17 protein-coding genes are annotated in these 19,240 nt (G+C 71.2%); 1 reads left to right on the forward strand and 16 read right to left on the reverse strand.

Annotated features, from left to right (window positions below; genetic code table 11):
• Positions 1-5: 5 nt before the first annotated feature.
• The 12 genes from C8E84_RS05805 to C8E84_RS05860 form a co-directional block, all read right to left on the reverse strand.
• A complete protein-coding gene (locus tag C8E84_RS05805) occupies positions 6-1,433 on the reverse strand; it encodes an aldehyde dehydrogenase family protein (RefSeq protein ID WP_159900275.1) in 1,428 nt (475 codons plus the stop codon).
• 10 nt (positions 1,434-1,443) lie between these two features.
• Positions 1,444-2,826, reverse strand: coding sequence for a glutamine synthetase family protein (locus tag C8E84_RS05810; protein ID WP_159900277.1), 1,383 nt, complete (start codon positions 2,824-2,826; stop codon positions 1,444-1,446).
• A gap of 17 nt (positions 2,827-2,843) precedes the next feature.
• On the reverse strand, positions 2,844-3,590 hold the full coding sequence (locus tag C8E84_RS05815) for a FadR/GntR family transcriptional regulator (RefSeq protein WP_159900279.1): 747 nt from the start codon (positions 3,588-3,590) through the stop codon (positions 2,844-2,846).
• Between the two features lie 58 nt (positions 3,591-3,648).
• The gene (locus C8E84_RS05820; RefSeq protein WP_246196809.1) at positions 3,649-4,488 is read right to left on the reverse strand and encodes an HAD family hydrolase; all 840 of its coding nucleotides are present in this window, start codon (positions 4,486-4,488) and stop codon (positions 3,649-3,651) included.
• Positions 4,485-5,579 (reverse strand): branched-chain amino acid aminotransferase, encoded by a 1,095-nt coding sequence (locus C8E84_RS05825; protein WP_159900281.1) that lies wholly within the window; start codon positions 5,577-5,579, stop codon positions 4,485-4,487. Before C8E84_RS05825 ends, C8E84_RS05820 begins: the two co-directional genes overlap by 4 nt.
• A 69-nt stretch (positions 5,580-5,648) precedes the next feature.
• The gene (locus C8E84_RS05830) at positions 5,649-6,710 is read right to left on the reverse strand and encodes a 3-isopropylmalate dehydrogenase (protein ID WP_159900283.1); all 1,062 of its coding nucleotides are present in this window, start codon (positions 6,708-6,710) and stop codon (positions 5,649-5,651) included.
• Positions 6,711-6,903: 193 nt separating this feature from the next.
• Positions 6,904-6,999, reverse strand: coding sequence for a 3-isopropylmalate dehydrogenase (locus C8E84_RS05835; RefSeq protein WP_159900285.1), 96 nt, complete (start codon positions 6,997-6,999; stop codon positions 6,904-6,906).
• Between the two features lie 317 nt (positions 7,000-7,316).
• Positions 7,317-8,903 carry a phosphoglycerate dehydrogenase gene (gene serA / locus C8E84_RS05840; protein WP_159900287.1) on the reverse strand — a complete coding sequence of 529 codons (1,587 nt, stop codon included), beginning with the start codon at positions 8,901-8,903 and terminating at the stop codon, positions 7,317-7,319.
• 262 nt (positions 8,904-9,165) lie between these two features.
• Positions 9,166-9,639 carry a DedA family protein gene (locus C8E84_RS05845; protein WP_159900289.1) on the reverse strand — a complete coding sequence of 158 codons (474 nt, stop codon included), beginning with the start codon at positions 9,637-9,639 and terminating at the stop codon, positions 9,166-9,168.
• A 312-nt stretch (positions 9,640-9,951) separates the two neighbouring features.
• Positions 9,952-10,983, reverse strand: coding sequence for a ketol-acid reductoisomerase (ilvC, locus tag C8E84_RS05850; RefSeq protein WP_159900291.1), 1,032 nt, complete (start codon positions 10,981-10,983; stop codon positions 9,952-9,954).
• A gap of 90 nt (positions 10,984-11,073) precedes the next feature.
• Positions 11,074-11,586 (reverse strand): acetolactate synthase small subunit, encoded by a 513-nt coding sequence (ilvN, locus tag C8E84_RS05855; protein WP_159900293.1) that lies wholly within the window; start codon positions 11,584-11,586, stop codon positions 11,074-11,076.
• A gap of 14 nt (positions 11,587-11,600) precedes the next feature.
• Complete coding sequence (locus C8E84_RS05860) at positions 11,601-13,517, reverse strand: acetolactate synthase large subunit (protein WP_159900295.1); 1,917 nt, start codon at positions 13,515-13,517, stop codon at positions 11,601-11,603.
• A 367-nt stretch (positions 13,518-13,884) separates the two neighbouring features.
• Here C8E84_RS05860 and C8E84_RS05865 point away from each other — a divergent pair, with 367 nt between their 5' ends.
• Positions 13,885-14,988 (forward strand): hypothetical protein, encoded by a 1,104-nt coding sequence (locus tag C8E84_RS05865; RefSeq protein WP_159900297.1) that lies wholly within the window; start codon positions 13,885-13,887, stop codon positions 14,986-14,988.
• On the opposite strand, the gene C8E84_RS05870 is transcribed toward C8E84_RS05865, so the two are convergent.
• The 4 genes from C8E84_RS05870 to C8E84_RS05885 all read right to left on the reverse strand — a co-directional run bounded on the left by C8E84_RS05870 (position 14,978) and on the right by C8E84_RS05885 (position 19,229).
• The gene (locus C8E84_RS05870) at positions 14,978-16,150 is read right to left on the reverse strand and encodes a branched-chain amino acid aminotransferase (RefSeq protein ID WP_246196810.1); all 1,173 of its coding nucleotides are present in this window, start codon (positions 16,148-16,150) and stop codon (positions 14,978-14,980) included. The genes C8E84_RS05865 and C8E84_RS05870 overlap by 11 nt on opposite strands.
• Before the next feature lie 2 nt (positions 16,151-16,152).
• The gene (locus tag C8E84_RS05875) at positions 16,153-16,866 is read right to left on the reverse strand and encodes an RraA family protein (RefSeq protein ID WP_159900299.1); all 714 of its coding nucleotides are present in this window, start codon (positions 16,864-16,866) and stop codon (positions 16,153-16,155) included.
• A gap of 109 nt (positions 16,867-16,975) precedes the next feature.
• On the reverse strand, positions 16,976-18,544 hold the full coding sequence (locus tag C8E84_RS05880; protein ID WP_159900301.1) for a hypothetical protein: 1,569 nt from the start codon (positions 18,542-18,544) through the stop codon (positions 16,976-16,978).
• 10 nt (positions 18,545-18,554) lie between these two features.
• On the reverse strand, positions 18,555-19,229 hold the full coding sequence (locus C8E84_RS05885) for an ABC transporter ATP-binding protein (RefSeq protein WP_343041454.1): 675 nt from the start codon (positions 19,227-19,229) through the stop codon (positions 18,555-18,557).
• Positions 19,230-19,240 lie beyond the last annotated feature (11 nt).

Genomic DNA, 19,240 nt, shown 5'->3' on the forward strand with positions numbered 1-19,240 from the left:
CTCTCCTATGCCTCGGTGTTGATGAAGACGTTCTTGACCTCGGTGAACGCGTCGAGCGCGTCGGGGCCGAGCTCGCGGCCGATGCCGCTGGCCTTGAAGCCGCCGAAGGGCGTCGAGTAGCGCACCGAGCTGTGGCTGTTGACCGACAGGTTGCCGGCCTCGACGCCGCGGGCCACCCGGATCGCCCGACCGACGTCGCCGGTCCAGATCGACCCGGACAGTCCGTATGCCGTGTCGTTGGCCTTGGCGATCGCGTCGGCCTCGTCGTCGAACGCCATGACGGACACGACCGGCCCGAAGACCTCCTCGCGCCACACCCGGTCCTGCGTGCTGCGGGGCAGCACGACCGTGGGCGGGTACCACCAGCCGGCGCCCTCGGGCGCCGCGCCACGGAACGCGACGTCGACCGGCGCGTCACCGGCATCCGCAGCGCCCTCGACGAAGCCGCGAACGGTCTCGCGCTGACCCGCGGAGATCAGCGGGCCCATGTGCGTGGCCTCGTCGCCGGGGTCGCCGACGACGACCTGGCTCATGGCCTGCTCGAAGCGCTCCATGAACGCGTCGAAGACCGAGCGCTGCACGAGGATCCGCGTGCGCGCACAGCAGTCCTGGCCGGCGTTGTCGAGGAAGCTCATCGGGGCGCTGGCCGCCGCGGCGTCGAGGTCGGCATCGGCGAAGACGATGTTGGCCGACTTGCCGCCGAGCTCGAGGGTGACCCGCTTGAGCTGGTCGGCGGCCTTGCGCATGATGCCCTGACCGACCGGGGTGGAGCCGGTGAAGCAGACCTTGCGCACGTCGGGGTGGGTGACGAACCGCTCCCCGACGACCGAGCCCTTACCGGGCAGCACGGTGAACACACCGTCGGGGATACCGGCGTCCAGCGCGAGCTCACCGAGCCGGATCGCCGTGAGGGGGGTGAGCTCGGCGGGCTTGAGCACCACGGTGTTTCCGGCTGCGAGCGCCGGGGCCAGCCCCCAGCCGGAGATCGGCATGGGGAAGTTCCACGGCACGATGACCGACACGACCCCGAGCGGCTCCTTGAAGGTGACGTCGAGCCCGCCGGCGACGGGGATCTGCCGGCCGAAGAGGCGCTCGGGCGCGGCGGAGTAGTACCGCAGCACGTTGACGACGTTGCCGACCTCCCACCGGGCGTTGCCGATGGTGTGACCGGAGTTCGTGACCTCGAGCGCGGCGAGGTCGTCGGTGGCGGCCTCGACGGCGTCGGCGAACCGGCGCAGCAGCATGGCCCGGTCGGCGGGGCTGACGGCGCGCCAGGCCGGGCCGACCTCGACGGCCCGCGCCACCGCGGCGTCGGTCTCCTCGACGCCGACGAGGTCGATCGTGGTGACGACCTGCTCGGTGGCGGGGTTGATGACGTCGTGCCGCACGGCATCCGCGTGCGTCGTGGTCGTGGTTGTCGTCGTGGTGCTCATGGTGTGGGGGTCACAGCCTCTCGAAGCCGCGGACGCGTTCCCAGTCGGTCACGGCGGAGTTGAAGGCCGCGAGCTCGACGTCCGCGGCGTTGACGTAGTGGTCGACGACCTCGTCGCCGAAGGCCTCGCGGGCGATGGCGCTGCCCGCGAGCAGGTCACGCGCCTGCGCCAGCGTCGAGGGCACGTGCTCGTAGTCGCCGACGTAGGCGTTGCCGACGCACGCCGGCTCCAGGGCCAGTCCCTCGCGGATGCCGTGCAGCCCACCCGCGAGCATCGCCGCCACCGCGAGGTAGGGGTTGACGTCGCCTCCGGGGACGCGGTTCTCCACGCGCAGCCCGGCACCGTGGCCGACGACGCGCAGGCTGCACGTTCGGTTGTCGGTCCCCCACGCCACGGCGGTCGGGGCGAAGGACCCGGCGGCGAAGCGCTTGTAGGAGTTGATGTTCGGTGCGTAGAAGTAGGAGAACTCGCGCATCGTCGCGAGCACCCCGGCGAGGAAGCTGTCGAACAGCTCGCTGCGGCCGCCGTCACGGTCGTCGTCGGCGAAGACGATGTCCCCGTCGGTGCCGCGCAGTGACAGGTGGATGTGGCACGAGTTGCCCTCACGCTCGTCGTACTTGGCCATGAAGGTCAGCGCCTGACCGTGGCGGGCGGCGATCTCCTTGGCCCCGGTCTTGTAGATCGTGTGGTTGTCGCACGTGCGCAACACGTCGTCGTAGAGGAACCCGATCTCGTGCTGGCCGAAGTTGCACTCCCCCTTGGCCGACTCCACGGTCATGCCGGCCCGGTACATCTCGTTGCGGATCTCGCGCAGCACCGGCTCGACCTTGCTGCCGCCGAGGATGGAGTAGTCGACGTTGTAGCGGTTGGCGCCCGTCAGGCCGTGGTAGCGGCGATCCCACGCGGAGTCGTAGCTGTCCTCGAAGAGGATGAACTCGAGCTCGGTGCCCGCGAAGGCGCCGTACCCGGCAGCTGCGGCCCGGGCGATCTGCTGCTTGAGGATGGTGCGCGGCGACTGGGCGACCTCTCCGGTGCCGTCGAGCCACGTGAGGTCGCTCTGGATGGTCGCCGAGTTCGGGTGGCCCGGGGTGCGGCGCAGGGTGTCGAGGTCCATCGCGAAGAACATGTCGCCGTAGCCGCGCTCCCACGACGACATCGTGTAGCCGTCGACGGTGTTCATGTCGACGTCCACCGCGAGCAGGTAGTTGCAGCCCTCGGTGCCGTGGTCGAGCACGTGGTCGAGGAAGAAGTGCCCGTGCAGGCGCTTGCCCTGAAGGCGCCCCTGCATGTCGGTGAAGGCGACGATGACGGTGTCGACCTCGCCCGCGAGGATGTCGGCTCGCAGCTGGTCGACCGTGAGCCCGGGCGGGCCTGATGCGTGTGGTGACGACATGTGTTCCCCTTCTGGCGCTATCCGATGAGTCCACGCAGGAGCGCCGACGTCGCGTCGCAGTGCTCCTCCATGGTCGTGCGGGCGGTGTCGGGGTCACCGGTGAGGATGGCCTCGACGATCGTGTCGTGCTGGTCGTGGGAGTGCTCGATGTTGGTGCGCAGTACCGGGATCGCCCCCAGCAGCTCACCCAGGGCCGCCTGGGCCCGGGTCACCGCCTCGACGACCATCGGTGATCCGGTGACGGTGGCGATCGCCAGGTGCAGTCGTGAGTCGGCGATCCGGTGCGCCGCAGGGTCGGCCTCGCGCACCGCCCGGCACGACTCCAGCAACCAGACACGCTGGTCGCCGGACAGGGTGCGCGTCGCGGCGAGGCGGGCCGCGCCGGGTTCGACGACGCGCCGGAAGTCCAGGGCGTCCTCGAGGGCGGCTCCGCGTCGGATGCCGCTCACCGCCGACGGTTCGCCGGCGCGCCCGGGTGCGTGGCCGGCATCCGTGACGATCGTGCCGCCACCGCGTCCGCGGCGGGTCTCGACGAGACCTGCGTCGCGCAGCGCGGCGATCGCCTCGCGCAGGGTGTTGCGCGAGATCGCGAGCCGGTCGGCGAGGTCGCGCTCGGGTGGGAGCTGTTCACCGACGACGAAGACGCCGAGCCGGATCGCGGTGGCGAGCTGCTCGACGGTGGTCTCGAAGACGTTGCCGACGGCCGGGCGAAGAACGGCGTCGGGCAGCCGGGTGGGCGGCGGCGACGGCTGCTCCGGGGTCACGGGAGCGAGGATAGCGGCGCAATGGTCCTTGTGTGAACCTTTGACCAGGACACGCCTGTCACCACCCGGTGCGGCCCCCCGCGAGGGCGTGGCCGAGCACCGTGGCCACGCCGTCGCGGTCGTTGTCCGGGCAGGTGTGGGTGGTCGCGGCCAGGACGTCCGGGTGCCCGCTCGCGACGGCGAAGGAGGCGCCCGCCCACCGGAGCATGGGCAGGTCGTTGGGCATGTCCCCGAAGGCCCAGACCTCCGCCGCGTCGATGCCGCGGGCCGCGCACCACGTGGCCAGGGCGGCGGCCTTGGTCGTGCCCGGCGCGGAGATCTCGGCCAGGCTGGCGACCCCCGAGTAGGCGACGTGGCCACGCGCTCCGACGACGGTCTCGACCGCGGCGATGAAGTCCGGGCCGCCCGCGCCGTCCGGTGCGACGACGAGGAGCTTGCCCGTCGGGTCCTCGTCGAGATCGGGGACGTCCGCGAGCGCCTCGACGACGGTGACCGCGTCGTCGTCATCCGGGTGCGGGGAGCTGAAGCTCGCCTCGACCGCCATGCCGGCGCGCCGTTCCAGGGCCAGCCCGGCCAGCGGGAAGGCTGCCCGAAGGTCGGCGACGAGCGGCAGGAGGTCGGCCGCCGTGAAGCACCCGGAGGAGGTCACCTCGCCGCGGGCGAGGTCGACGACGAACGCGCCGTTGCCGGCGATGACGACCCCGTGCGCCCCGACCGCATCGGCCAGGGGGTGTACCCACCGGGGCGGCCTGGCCGTGACGAACAACACCGCGGTGCCCGCCCGCTCGACGTCCGCCAGGACCTGCCTCGTGCGCGAGGAGATGCTGCCGTCACTGCGCAGCAGCGTTCCGTCCAGGTCGGTGGCGACGACCCGTGGCAGGACGCTCGGCCAGGTCACGCGAGGCGCGTCATCCAGCCGTGGGTGTCCTCGGCGCGGCCGTACTGGATGTCCAGCAGTGCCGTGCGGATGGCCTTGGTGACCTCACCGCCACCCTCTCCAGCGGTCGACGGCGCCGAGCCACCCTCCCAGCGCAGCTCACCGACGGGGGTGATGACGGCGGCGGTCCCGCACGCGAACACCTCGCTGATCTCGCCGCTGGCGACACCGTCCTTCCACTCCTGGATGGGGATGCGGCGTTCCTGGGGGGTCAGGCCCAGCGACGGCGCGAGCTCGAGGATGGAGTCGCGGGTGATGCCCTCGAGGATGGACCCGGTGAGCTCGGGGGTCACGAGGTGGTTGTCGCGGGTGACGAAGAACAGGTTCATCCCCCCGAGCTCCTCGATGTAGGTCTGCGTCGAGGAGTCGAGGAAGACCGCCTGGTCACACCCGTTCTCGATGCCCTCGAGCTGGCCGGCCAGGGACGAGGCGTAGTTGCCACCCGCCTTCGCGGCTCCGGTGCCCCCTGCGCCCGCGCGGGCGTAGTGCTGCGAGATCCACAACGTCACCGGCTTCAGGCCGCCGGGGAAATACGCCCCCGCCGGGGAGGCGATCAGGCAGTAGGTGGCCTCGTTGGCGGGACGCACCCCGAGGAAGGGCTCGCTCGCGAAGGTGAAGGGGCGCAGGTACAGGCTCGTCTCCCCCGTGCCGGCCGGCGGCACCCAGGGCTCGTCGACGGCGAGCAGGGCCCGCAGCGACTCGACGAAGTCCTGCGTCGGCAGCTCGGGCAGGGCGATGCGGCGGGCACTGCGCTGCATCCGCTCGGCGTTGGCCTCGGGGCGGAAGGACCACACCGACCCGTCGGCGTGACGGTAGGCCTTCAGGCCCTCGAAGATCTCCTGCGCGTAGTGCAGCACGGCCGCGCTCGGCATGAGCTGGAGCGGGCCGTAGGGCTCGACGCGCCCATCGCCCCAGCCACCGTCCTTGGTCCACACGGCGCGCACCATGTGGTCGGTGAAGTGGACGCCGAACCCCGGGTTGGCGTGGATCTGCGCACGTCGCTCGGCGCTCGCCGGGGAGGAGTTGCGGTGCAGGTCGAAGGTCAAGCTCATGGGACTCGTGGTCCTTTCCTCGGGGAGCGACGGCGCTACCCGCGAAGGCTACTCGGGGAACGGACTCGGTCAGAGTCGGGCGGCGATGGCGTCACCGACGACGTGCGTGGGGCGAGGGGCGGTGCCGCGCTCGGCGAGGTCAGCGGCCACAGCTGCCTCGACGCGCTCGGCCTGCGCCGTGCGCCCGAGGTGAGCCAGCAGCATCCCCACCGACATGATCGTCGCGGTCGGGTCGGCCTTGGCCTGCCCCGCGATGTCGGGCGCCGACCCGTGGACGGGCTCGAACATGCTCGGGTAGCGACCCTCGGGGTTGATGTTGCCGCTCGCCGCGAGCCCGATGCCGCCCGCGATGGCCGCGGCGATGTCGGTGATGATGTCGCCGAAGAGGTTGTCGGTGACGATGACGTCGAACCGGCCGGGGTCGGTGGCGAGGAAGATCGTCGCGGCATCGACGTGCTGGTAGGCGGTCTCCACCTCGGGGAACTCGGCACCGACCTCGTCGACCGTTCGGCGCCAGAGGTGGCCGGCATGGGTGAGCACGTTGTGCTTGTGCACGAGCGTCAGGTGCTTGCGGGGGCGGGCCTGGGCGCGGGCGAAGGCGTCACGCACGACGCGCTCGACCCCGAAGCGGGTGTTGACGCTGACCTCGGTGGCGATCTCGTTCGTGGTGCCCGTGCGCAGCGACCCGCCGTTGCCGACGTAGGGGCCCTCGGTGCCTTCGCGCACGACGACGAAGTCGATGCCGTTGGGGGCCACCCGCTCGACGGCGAGCGGGCTCTCGACGCCCGGGTAGAGCCGGGCGGGGCGCAGGTTGACGTAGTGCTCCAGGGCGAAGCGCAGCGGGAGCAGCACCCCGCGCTCGAGGACACCGCTCGGCACGGTGGGGTCGCCGATCGCCCCGAGCAGGATCGCGTCGTGGCCCTTCAGTTCCTCCAGCACCGAGTCGGGCAGGGTCTCGCCGGTGGCGTGCCAGCGCCGGGCACCGAGGTCGTAGTGGGTGGTCGTGACCTTGGGTCCGTCCGAACCGACGACCGCGTCGAGGACCTTCAGGCCCTGCGCGACCACCTCGGGGCCGATGCCGTCTCCGCCGATGACGGCGATGTCAAGGGTCTGGGTGTCACGCTCGCTCATGCCGCCAGCCTAAGGATCCGTACCGGCATGCGGACGGTCGTCCCAGAGCGTGGAAAGGTTCGCGCCGGCTCAGAACGGGAAGGGCGTGACTGCCGGGGCCTGCGACATCACGGCTTGGGACTACGGCCACCCGGCCCGGGAACGACGAAGGCCCCCGACCGGAGGGTCGAGGGCCTTGGCGTGGTGGGGCGACTCAGTCGTCGCTGTGACCCTGGTCGCGCAGGTCCATGGACTCCTGGAGCGCCTGGCGCGCCAGCGTGGCCTCGTCGAGGGTGCTGTTCTCGTTCATCGGTGTCGGGCCCTTTCTCGGCGCGGCGGACAGGTTCGTCTCTTCGAGAGTAGGGAGGTGCACGCAGGGCGGCCTGGCCCTCTCACCATCCGGACGCTCCAGCGACGAGACCCTGATCACACCGCCGCTCAGGCCGAGGCTTTCCGCTGCCAAACGCCCTGACTACGCCTGAATCCGAAGGCGGCGCAACGGCATCAGCACCCTGCCTGCGCGGCATCGCTCCCCGAACGCGGACGTTCGGATGGCACACAGCAATTGCTGCGTGCCATCCGAACTCCTGCGTCGCCGAACCGCGCGGCGGGCCGGAACCGGCTCGATCAGACGAGGTCGACCACGCGCACCGTCTCGGCGCCGATCGCGGCCTCGACCGACGTCACGACCTCGGCGGGGATCTCGTTGTCGAGGATCAGGGCGACGAGTGCCTTGCCGGTCTCGTCGTCGCGCGAGACCTGCATGCCGGCGATGTTGACGTTGGCGTCCCCGAGGATCTTGCCGACGGCGCCGATGACGCCAGGCCGGTCGACGTAGGAGAAGAACGCCATGTGCACGCTGAGCGGGATCTCGAGGTCGTAGCCGTTGATGCCGGTGAGCTTCTGCACCATCTTCGGTCCGGTGAGCGTGCCGGCGACCGAGAGGGTCGAGCCGTCGGCCATCGTGCCGCTGAGGGTCGTGACGTTGCGGAAGTCCTCGGAGACCTCCTCGGTCACCAGGCGCGACTCGCAGCCGAACTCCTTGGCGATGAGGGGGGCGTTGACGTAGGTGACGGGGTCCTCGGTGATGTCGGTGAACAGACCCTTCAGGGCTGCCAGCTGCCAGATCGACACGTCGTGGCTCGTGATCTCGCCGCGGGCCTCGACGTCGAGCTGCACCGGCACGGCCCCCGCGAAGGCGGTGAACACGCGGCCCAGCTTCTCGACGAGGTCGATGCCGGGGCGCACCTCCTCGGCGACCGCGCCACCGGAGACGTTCACGGCATCCGGCACGAGGTCGCCACCGAGGGCGAGGCGCACCGACTTGGCCACGGCGACACCGGCCTTCTCCTGGGCCTCTTCGGTCGAGGCGCCGAGGTGCGGGGTGACGACGACCGACTCGTGGGCGAACAGGGGGCTGTCGGTGCAGGGCTCGGTGGCGAACACGTCGAGGCCGGCGCCGGCGACTCGACCCTCGGCGATGGCCTCGGCGAGCGCCTGCTCGTCGAGCACCCCCCCGCGGGCCGCGTTGATGATGCGCACGCTGGGCTTGACCTTGGTCAGCGCCTCGGTGCCGATGAGGCCGATGGTCTCGGGGGTCTTCGGCAGGTGGATCGTGATGAAGTCGCTCTCGGCGAGCAGCTCGTCGAGGGTGACCAGGCGGGCGCCCAGCTGGCCGGCGCGCTGCACGGAGACGTAGGGGTCGTACGCGAGGATCTCGACGCCGAAGCCCTTGAGCCGCTCGGCGACCAGCTGGCCGATGCGCCCGAAGCCGACGATGCCGACCTTCTTCTCGAGCAGCTCGACGCCGCCGTACTTGCTGCGCTTCCACGCCCCGTTCTTCAGGGCCTCGTTGGCCGGAGCGATGTTGCGTGCGCAGGCGAGCAGCAGCCCGACGGCGAGCTCGGCAGCGGAGGTGATGTTGGAGGTCGGGGCGTTCACGACCATGACGCCGGCCTTCGTGGCGGCGGGCACGTCGACGTTGTCCAGACCCACGCCGGCGCGCGCGACGACCTTCAGGTTCTTGGCGGCTGCCAAGGCCTCGGCGTCGATCTTGGTGGCCGAGCGGATCAGCACCGCGTCGACGTCGGCGATGGCCGGGAGCAGGGCCGAGCGGTCGGCTCCGTCGACGTGGCGGACCTCGAAGTCGGGGCCGAGGGCGTCGATGGTGGCCGGGGACAGTTCTTCGGCGATGAGGACGACGGGCTTGCTCACGAAAGGAATCCTGCCTTCGGTGCTGCTGCGGTCGGTCATCCGCTGGAGGATGCGGGATGCCGTGGCCCGGACGGGCCGCGCACCTCACCGGGGCTCGGCGAGGCGGTCCGGCACGCCGCTGGGCCGGGAGTTCCATGATACGGGCAGCCCAGCATGTGGACTCCACTGCTCACTCTGTGACACGGGACGCATGCGGTCACCACGGCATCCAGCGGTGGGTCGAGGCGTTGCCGCCCACGAAACCGTGAGCCAACGCCGTGACTCAGCCCCCGGCAGAGTCCGCAGGTGCCCGCTCGAGTCGGCGCGACACCACGACGATCGCCACCACCACGGCGACCGCCACGAGGGCCCACCACCAGTCCAGGTCGCCGAACCACGCGTCGAGCACCGCGAACCCGACGGTCGTGTACACGGTGGCCCAGAGCAGGGCACCCACGGTGACGGCGGGCAGGAAGCGGCTCTGCGGCATCCGCAGCATCCCGGCCGACGCGTTGATCGCCGTCTGCACCCCGACTGTGAGGAAGCCCAGCGCGACGGCCGGAGCCCCGAAGCGCCGGACCCACCCCTCGGCCCGGCGCACGATGGGGCGCTCCAGGTGGTCTGCGAAGCGCGACCGCCCACCCCCGGCGCGCACACCCCGGCCGACCCAGTAGGTCGCGTTGCCGCGGATGAAGGCGCCGAGCCACAGCACCCCGAAGACCAGCCACACCGGCCAGCCCTCCACCCACGACTCCACCCCTCGATCGTAGGTGTCCCGGCGGCTGCCCCTGCGCCGCGTCTCGCTGCCCCGGTCAGGGCACGACGTCGGATGCCGTGGGGAAGCGTTCGATGACCGCCGCCGGGTCGTCGACCACACGGCCCTGACCTGCGGATGTGGGTGAAGATCGTCGGCTGGACGGCGCTTTTCACCCACATTCGCAGGTGGGTGCAGGTGCCGACGGCACGGCCGAAACGAGTGAGCGCAACATGCCGCGTGCAGTTTCTGCAGGCGGCATGTTGCGCTCACTCGTTTCAGACCCTCGCAGGAAGGGTCCGCAAGGACGCAGGGTCAGCGGGCGGCGGAACCCTCGACGTAGTCCTGGTCGCGGTCGGAGTCGACCCACGCCATGAGCTTGCGCAGCTCGCGGCCGGTGGCCTCGATCGGGTGAGCGGCACCCTTGGCGCGCAGCTCGGCGAACTCGGGCCCACCGGCATCCTGGTCGTCGATGAAGCGCTTCGCGAAGGCGCCGTTGCGGATGTCCGCGAGCACCGCCTGCATGTTCTCCTTCACCGACGGGTCGATGACGCGCGGGCCGGAGACGTAGTCGCCGTACTCAGCGGTGTCGGAGACCGACCAGCGCTGCTTGGCGATGCCGCCCTCGATCATCAGGTCGACGATGAGCTTGAGCTCGTGCAGGCACTCGAAGTAGGCGACCTCGGGCTGGTAGCCGGCCTCGACGAGGGTCTCGAACCCGTACATCACGAGCTGCGACGCGCCGCCGCAGAGCACGGCCTGCTCACCGAACAGGTCGGTCTCGCACTCCTCGGTGAAGGTCGTCTTGATGCCGCCGGCGCGCAGACCACCGATGGCCTTGGCGTAGGACTTCGCGAGGTCCCAGGCGTGGCCGGAGGCGTCCTGCTCGACCGCGAGCAGCACGGGCACACCGCGGCCGTCGACGAACTCGCGGCGCACGAGGTGGCCGGGGCCCTTGGGGGCGACCATGAGCACGTCGGAACCAGCCTCGGGGGTGATGTAGCCGAAGCGGATGTTGAAGCCGTGGCCGAACAGCAGCGCGGCACCCTCGGCGAGGTTGGGCTGGATCTCGTTCGCGTAGACGGTGCGCTGCACCTGGTCGGGCGTCAGGATGACGACGAGGTCGGCCTCGGCGACGGCCTCGGCCACGCTGAGCACCCGCAGGCCCTCGGCCTCGGCCTTGGCGCGGGACTTCGAGCCCTCGGCGAGCCCGACGCGCACGTCGACCCCGGAGTCGCGCAGGTTCAGCGCGTGGGCGTGGCCCTGGCTGCCGTACCCGATGACCGCGACCTTGCGGCCCTGGATGATCGCCAGGTCGGCGTCGTCGTCGTAGAACATCTCGGCCATCGTCTCGGCCTCTCCTCGTGGTGGTGGTGACTGTGGGTGGAAGTTCGGGTGGAACTGTATGCCGTGCCCCGGGTGGGGTGCGGCGTGGTCTCAGGCGGTGCGCAGGCTCCGGTCGGTGATGGATCGCGGGCCGCGACCGATCGCGACGATCCCGGACTGCACGAGCTCCTTGACGCCGTAGGGCTCGAGGACGTCGAGCAGGGCGCGCAGCTTGTCGGTGGTGCCCGTGGCCTCGATGGTGAGCGACTCGGTGGCGACGTCGACGACCTTGGCCCGGAACATCTGCACCATCTCGAGCACCTGGCTGCGGGTGGCGGCGTCGGCACGCACCTTGATGAGCATGACCTGGCGCTGGACGGCCGACGTCGGCTCGAGCTCGACGACCTTGAGCACCTCGACGAGCTTGTTGAGCTGCTTGGTCACCTGCTCGAGCGGGAGGTCCTCGACGTCGACGACGACGGTCATCCGCGAGACGTCGGGGTACTCGGTCTCACCGACGGCGAGGGAGTCGATGTTGAAGCCCCGACGGGAGAACAGCGCGGCGATGCGGGCGAGCACGCCGGGCTTGTTCTCGACGAGGACGGACAGGGTGTGCTTCGACATGGCAGTCACCGCTTTCAGTTCCGGGGGGAGCCCGAGGGGACTCCGTCGTGATCGGCATCGAGGTCCTGCTCGAGCGCCTCGGACTCCTCCCGGTCCCACTGCGGCGCGGTGTCGCGGGCGACCTGGATGAGGTCGTTGCTCACCCCGGCTGCGACCATCGGCCAGACCATCGCGTCGCGGTGGACGACGAAGTCGACGATGACCGGGCGGTCGTTGACGGCCATGGCGGCACGGATGGTGTCGTCGACGTCCTCGGGGCGCTCGCACCGGAACCCGGCGCAGCCGTAGGCGTCGGCGAGCTTGACGAAGTCAGGCACCCGCGAGCCCACCGAGGTGTGCAGGTCGGTGTTGGAGTAACGCTCGTTGTAGAACAGGGTCTGCCACTGGCGCACCATGCCGAGCGAGCTGTTGTTGATGACGGCGACCTTGATCGGGATGTTGTTGATGACGCAGGTCGCGAGCTCCTGGTTCGTCATCTGGAAGCAGCCGTCGCCGTCGATGGCCCACACGGTGCGGTCGGGCTCACCGACTTGGGCGCCCATCGCGGCCGGGACGGCGTAGCCCATGGTCCCGAGGCCACCGGAGTTCAGCCAGGCGTTGGGGCGTTCGTACTGCACGAACTGGGCCGCCCACATCTGGTGCTGGCCGACGCCGGCGACGTACACGGCCTCCGGGCCGACGATGGCGCTGAGCCGCTCGATGACGTACTGCGGTGCCAGAGAAGCCTCCTCGGGCTCGGTGTAGCCGACGGGGAAGGACTCCTTCCAGCCTGCGACCCGCTCGCGCCACTCGCTGTAGTCGCCGCCACGGCCCGCGTCGATGTCGGAGTCGACGGCCTCGGTGAGGTCGGTGATCACCGCCTTGCAGTCGCCGACGATCGGGACGTCGGCCCGCCGGTTCTTGCCGATCTCGGCAGGGTCGATGTCGGCGTGGATGACCTTCGCGAACGGCGCGAAGGTCGACAGCTGGCCGGTGACGCGGTCGTCGAACCGGGCGCCGAGGGCGATGATGAGGTCGGACTTCTGGAGGCCGGTGACGGCCGAGACCGACCCGTGCATCCCCGGCATCCCGAGGTGGAGCGGGTGGCTGTCGGGCAGGGCCCCACGCGCCATCAGGGTGGTCACGACGGGGATCTTGCTCAGCTCGACGAAGCGGCGCAGTTCCTCGCTGGCCTCGGCTCGGATGACGCCGCCGCCCACGTAGAGGATGGGACGCTCGGCCGCGGCGATGAGGCGGGCGGCCTCACGGATCTGCTTGCCGTGGGGGCGGGTCACCGGGCGGTAGCCGGGCAGGTCGATGCGCGGCGGCCACGAAAAGGTGGTGCGGGCCTGGAGCGCGTCCTTGGAGATGTCGACGAGCACCGGGCCGGGGCGGCCGGTGGAGGCGATGTGGAAGGCCTCGGCGATGATCCGCGGGATCTCGTCGGCATTGGTCACCAAGTAGTTGTGCTTGGTGATCGGCATCGTGATGCCGCGGATGTCGGCCTCCTGGAAGGCGTCGGTGCCGATGGCGGCCGAGTTGACCTGACCGGTGATCGCGACGATCGGCACGGAGTCCATGTGCGCATCGGCGAGCGGGGTCACGAGGTTGGTGGCCCCGGGGCCGGACGTGGCCATGCAGACCCCGACCCGCCCGGTGGCGGCGGCATAGCCCTCGGCGGCGTGGCCGGCGCCCTGCTCGTGCCGAACGAGGATGTGCCGCACCTTGACCGAGTCCAGGAGCGGGTCGTACGCCGGCAGGATCGCCCCACCGGGGATGCCGAAGACGGTGTCGACGTCCATCGCCTCGAGGGAGAGCACGAGGCTCTGCGCACCGGTCACCTCGATCGGGGTCCGGGCGCGGGCCTGCTGCGCGACCTGCGCCGGGCTCGGGCTGCCGGGGCCACCGGAGCCCCCGGAACCGCTCGGGGTCGCGGCCGCGCTCTTGGCCATCGGGACAACCGGGTTCGCCGGCCTCGTTTCGCTCACTGCCGTTCACCGCTCTCTGGGGTTTGCCGCTTGCTCGCGGCCGTCGTCCGTGCACAAAAAAACCCTCCAGCCCCACGGGGGACGACGGAGGGAGCGCGTCTGCCTGATCGGTCAGACGCGCCGTGAAAGTACGAGGACTCGGGCCACCCCTGAACTGTCCCCCGCCGGGGTGGTCGTGTCAACCGGCGAGACGGCCGATCCCACGATCCGGGAAGGTGACGTGCCTCACCCGCCGTGGGTGAGCGTCGTGGATGCCGGGGCGCCGCAGCCGCGCCCTCCGCTAGCGTTCACGCGAACGCCCTCACCCGCGGGCCGCGCACCAGGAGTCGACATGACCACCGAGGCAACCGTCGTCTTCGTCACCGTGGTGGCGCTGCGCTTCCTCGTGCCGTTGCTCATCCCGAAGTTCCCGCTGCCGGCCATCCTCGCGTGCCTGGTGATCGACGGTATCGACCAGACGATCTTCCAGACGTTCGGGTTCGACCCGCCCGGGTACCAGAACTACGACAAGGCGATGGACGTCTACTACCTCGCCATCGCCTTCCTGTCCTCGATGCAGAACTGGACGCACAGCGGGGCCGTGCGGATCTCCCGGTTCCTGTTCTTCTACCGGATGATCGGCGTGATGGCCTTCGAGCTGACCGGCACGCGGGCCCTGCTCCTCATCTTCCCCAACACGTTCGAGTACTTCTTCATCGCCTACGAGGTGATCAGGCTGCGCTGGGACCCGCGCCGGTTCAGCACGCGGTTCTGGATCCTCACCGCCGCCGCGATCTGGATCTTCGTCAAGCTGCCGCAGGAGTACTGGATCCACATCGCCCAGCTCGACTTCACCGACACCTGGAAGGAGGTGTCCTGGTTCGCCCCGCTCATCATCACCGCCGTGCTGGTCGGGCTCGCCATCCTCTGGTTCGTCGTGCGTCCCCGCCTCCTGGCGCCGGACTGGGCCTGGCGCGTCGCCGCCGACCCGCTGCCGGAGGAGATCGACACCGCCGCCGAGCGCGACGCCTGGGTCGCGGCCAACGTCACGGTGTGGTCGTGGTGGACCCTGGAGAAGGTCGTGCTCATCGGCCTGCTGTCGACGATCTACGCCCGGATCCTGCCCGGTCTGGAGACCTCCGACCTGCGGATGTTCGTCGGCATCGGCTCCTACGTCGTCGTCAACTCGGCGATCTCGCTGCTCGTCGCCCGTCGCGTGGGCAGCCGCGAGGGCCTCGCGGCCGCGTTCTTCGCCCGGTCGCTGACCAACATCGGGCTCGTCCTGGTGGCCAGGCTGATTCTCGGCGGCAACGCCCTGGACCTGGGTGCCACCGTGTTCTTCGTGCTCCTGCTCTCCCTGCTCTTCACGATGCACGACCGGTTCGCCCCGGTCGGCGCGGTGCGTGCGGAACACCACCGAGCCGACCCGAAGCCGGCACCCGCGGTCAGGGCCTGAGCGCCTCGGAGGGCTCTATCCGGCGCAGCCACCCGTGCGGGTCGGGTGCGGCGCCGGTCTGCACGGCGAGCAGCCGCTCGCGCAGTGAGGCCGTGACCGGGCCGGTGCCGCCGTCGCCGATCGTCCACTGCGCATCGCCGCGGCGCACCCGCCCCACGGGAGTGAGCACGGCCGCGGTGCCGCACGCGAACGCCTCCGTCATCGCCCCGGACCGGACGTCGGCCTCCCACTCGTCGACGGAGATGCGTCGCTCCTCCACCGCGTACCCGAGGTCGCGGGCGATGGTGAGCAGGGAGTCGCGGGTGATGCCGGGCAGCAGGGTGCCCGTGAGCTCGGGGGTGACGATGCGCGGCACGTCCCCGCCGTAGACGAACAGCAGGTTCATGCCCCCCAGCTCCTCGATCCACCGCCGCTCGACGGCGTCGAGGAAGACCACCTGGTCGCACCCGTGCTCGGCCGCCTCGGCCTGCGCGGCCAGTCCGGCCGCGTAGTTCGCCGCGCACTTCGCGGCACCGGTGCCACCGGGGGCGGCCCGCACGAAGTGGTCGGCCACCCACACCGAGACCGGCGTCAACCCGCGGGGGAAGTAGTCGGCCGCGACGAACGCGGTGAGCACGAAGAGACATTCTTCCGACGGCCGGACGACGAGCTCGGGCTCGCTGGCGAACAGCAGTGGCCGGATGTACAGGGTGTGGCCCGGCGCCGTCGGCACCCACTCGTGGTCGTGGGCGACGAGAAGGTCGACGGCGTCGACGAAGACGTCGACGGGCAGCTCGGGCAGGCAGAGCCGGCGGGAGGACGCCCGGAACCGCTCGGCATTCGCCTCGGGTCGAAAGGCCGCGACCGACCCGTCTGCGCCGCGGTAGACCTTGAACCCCTCGAACACGGACTGGCCGTAGTGCAGCGCCGAGGTCGCCGGGTCGAGCACGAGCGGCCCGTATCGGTGCAGGCTTGCGTCCTGCCAGCCTCCGTCGCGGGTCCATCGGATCGTCAGCATGTGCTCGGAGAACACGCGGCCGAAGCCGGGCTCACGCATCCGCTCCCGCCGCACGGCATCCGAGAGGGGTTCGCTGACCGGCTCGATCGTGATGGGCAGACCGCCAACCATCGGATGCCGGGTGCTCGCCTCGCGCTCGCTCCCGTGCGGCGCAGGGGTGGTCACGCTCACGCCTCTGGCCCTCCTGTGGCCCCGGCCGCTGCGGCCTTCTCGGCGATGAGGGCGTCGATGCCGAACACGGCGTCCAGGCCGGCGCCGTCCGCGAACGCCGCCTGCCACTCGTCCTCGTGGGCCCCGACGGCGCGGGCGCGCTCGACGACCTCGGCCAGTGCGCCGGCGCGCACCACGACGACGCCGCTGCGGTCGGCCCGCACGACGTCCCCGGGGTGCACGGCGACGCCGCCGCACTGGATCGGCACGTTGAGGGCCCCGGGACCGACGTTCGAGCCGGTGGCCGGGTGTGCCCCACGGGCATGGACGGGCAGGCCCAGCGCCTCGAGCCCTTCGAGGTCACGAACGGCGGCGTCGGCGACGATGCCCGCACAGCCATTGGCCAGCAGCCGTCCACCGATGACGTCCCCGATGACCGCGGCATCCAGCCGACCTGCGCCGTCGATGACGAGGACGTCGCCCGGCTGCACGAGGTCAGGTGACTTCAGGATGTAGAGGATGTCGCCCGGTGCCGTCCACAGGGTGACCGCAGGCCCACAGATCTCGGTCGCCGCCACCATCGGCCCGATGCCGGGACCGACCACCGCGATGGGTCCGCCACCGTCGGCGATCTGGGTCGTGGGAAAGCGGGCGAGCTCGGCGACGAGCTCGGCGTCTGGACGAGGCGCCTCGGTGGTGATCGACCACGCCTGGGGGTGCCAACGGCTCATGCGGACCTCCTCATGGGGATCCCGGGCGGGGTATCCGCCCGGGCGGGCTCATCCTCGCCCCGGTGGCAGTGCCCGACAAGGGTTGAGCCACCCCGCGGACAGCACGCGCTCAGATCTGGGCCGACTCGAGCTGGCCGAGCAGCTCGGGGGCCCGAGCGTCAAGGCGTGCTCCCCCGACGACGACCCCGACGGCGAGCAACCCCAGCCCGTGGACGGTGCCGACGACGAGCGCCACCCACCGGCCAGTCGTCCCCGCTGTGGCCCAGGCCAGGACGGCGACGGGCGCAGTGAGTAGCACGGGGCCGACGAACGACACGATGGCCGTCAGGCACCCCTGGGCCGCTCCCCCGGAGGTCGCCGCGAACGGGTTGCCCCCGGTGCGCGGTGCCGTCCCCGGCAGGTACGCCCCGACGAGAACGGCCAACCCGAGGCTGGCGAAGAAGGCGACGAGGGTGACGGTGAGCCACGGCAGCGGCGACCGCACCATCCCTAGGGCCAGGCTCACGGCATACGTGAGGAGCACGACCGGCCCGAAGACCACGGTGGTCGCGAGCACCCGACCCAGCCGGTCCTGCCAGCCCGGCACGCCGACGGCGACGTGCAGCCACCACGCGGGCCCGTCGAAGGCGAGGTCGTTCATGAGCGTCAACCCGGCGAACACCGCGAGCGACACCACCCCGGCACCGGCGAGGCCCGGCGTGTCCATGATGATCGCCTGCGCGACGAAGAACACCGGGAGCACGGCCGTGCGCAGGGCGATCGACACCAGCCGGCTGTCCCGGTACCAGGCGCGGATGCGGCGCGCCGCGATGGTAGCCACCGGCGACGTGCCGAGCAGGGCTGGCAGGAAGCGCCCAGCCCCGATGCGCTGCCCGCCCGAACTCGTCAGCGGGGAGGTCAGCGTGCGCCGTACCTGCCGCACCCACACCCACCAGAGCAGGGCGAGGAACCCCAGGGCGAGCACCAGGTGCACCAGGGCGGTGCCCCACCGCCCGGTGGCGACGTCGAACGGCAGCCCCCAGGCCCAGCCGAAGGGCGTCCACGAGGCGATGCGGGCCGAGCGCGTCGCGTCGAACGAGCGCAGGTCCGACCCGAGCGTGCCGGTGGTCAGCAGCAGGTTCAGGCCCAGCGGCACCAGGGTCACGAGCGCGACGACGACGGCGCCGAGGATCCGCCCGATGCGGCTCGTCATGACACCGGCCAGCGCACTCGTCACCGCCCGTGACAGCAGCACCGCCGTCAGCACCCCCAGCACCGCCGCGACGAGCGCCGCGCCGGCAGTGGCGGCGCCCGACGCCCAGCTGCCCACCTGCGCCAGGGCCAGCAGGCTCAGCATCAGGGCGGGGATGCCGGTGAGCGCGGCAGCGAGCAGACCGCGCGCGAGCTCGGCTGCCCGCAACGGGAGCACGGCGAAGCGGGCGGGATCCAGCAAGGAGTCCACACCCGTCGCGATGAGGCTGAGCACCGCCCACATCACGGTGGCGACCGTGAACAGGGGCACGACGAGAGCCGTGATCCGCAGCGGCTGGGCCACGAGCAGAACGAGGCCCGGCCCGAGCGTGCCGACGACGGCGAGCGCGGCGAGGCCGCCGACGATCGACGACGTGAGCTGGAGGGTGCTGCGGCTCATGGCCGTGCGCCACATCGAGAGGCGCAGCCGCACGATGAGCCACGTCACGGCATCCGCCTCAGCCCAGCCACGCCAGCCCGTCGCCGCCAACATCGGAAGCCCCGACCAGCTCGAGGAAGCGGTCGTGCAGCGACCCGCCCCGGGTCAGGCCCGTGACGGTGTCCTCGGCCAGCACCCGCCCGCCGGCGATCACGGCGACCCGGTCGCACAGCCCCTCGACGAGCTCCATGACGTGGCTGGACATGACGACCGTGCCGCCGCCGGCGACGTAGCGGCGCAGGATGGTGCGGATCGTCTGCCCGGACACGGGGTCGACGGCCTCGAACGGCTCGTCGAGCACGAGCAGGCGCGGCGCGTGGATGAGCGCCGCCGCCAGGCTGATCTTCTTGACCATGCCGGCGGAGTAGTCGGCGACCACGGTGCTCGCGTCGTCGGCGAGGTCGAGCACGGCCAGCAGCTCGTCGGCACGGGCGGAGGTGACGTCGCGCGGCATCCGGCGCAACGCTCCGACGTAGGTCAGCAGCTCGCGCCCGGACAGCTGCTCGAACAGCCGCATGCCGTCGGGCGCGACACCCATGACCTCCTTCGCGGATGCCGGGTCGCGCCACACGTCGTGGCCGAGGACGTGCGCGGTGCCCCCGTCGGGGCGCAGCAGGCCGGTCGCCATCGACAGGGTCGTCGTCTTGCCGGCACCGTTGGGCCCGACGAGGCCGTAGAGCGAGCCGCGCGGCACCGCCAGGGAGA

This window comes from Ornithinibacter aureus, assembly GCF_009858245.1.
Classification (GTDB): Bacteria; Actinomycetota; Actinomycetes; order Actinomycetales; family Dermatophilaceae; genus Fodinibacter; species Fodinibacter aureus.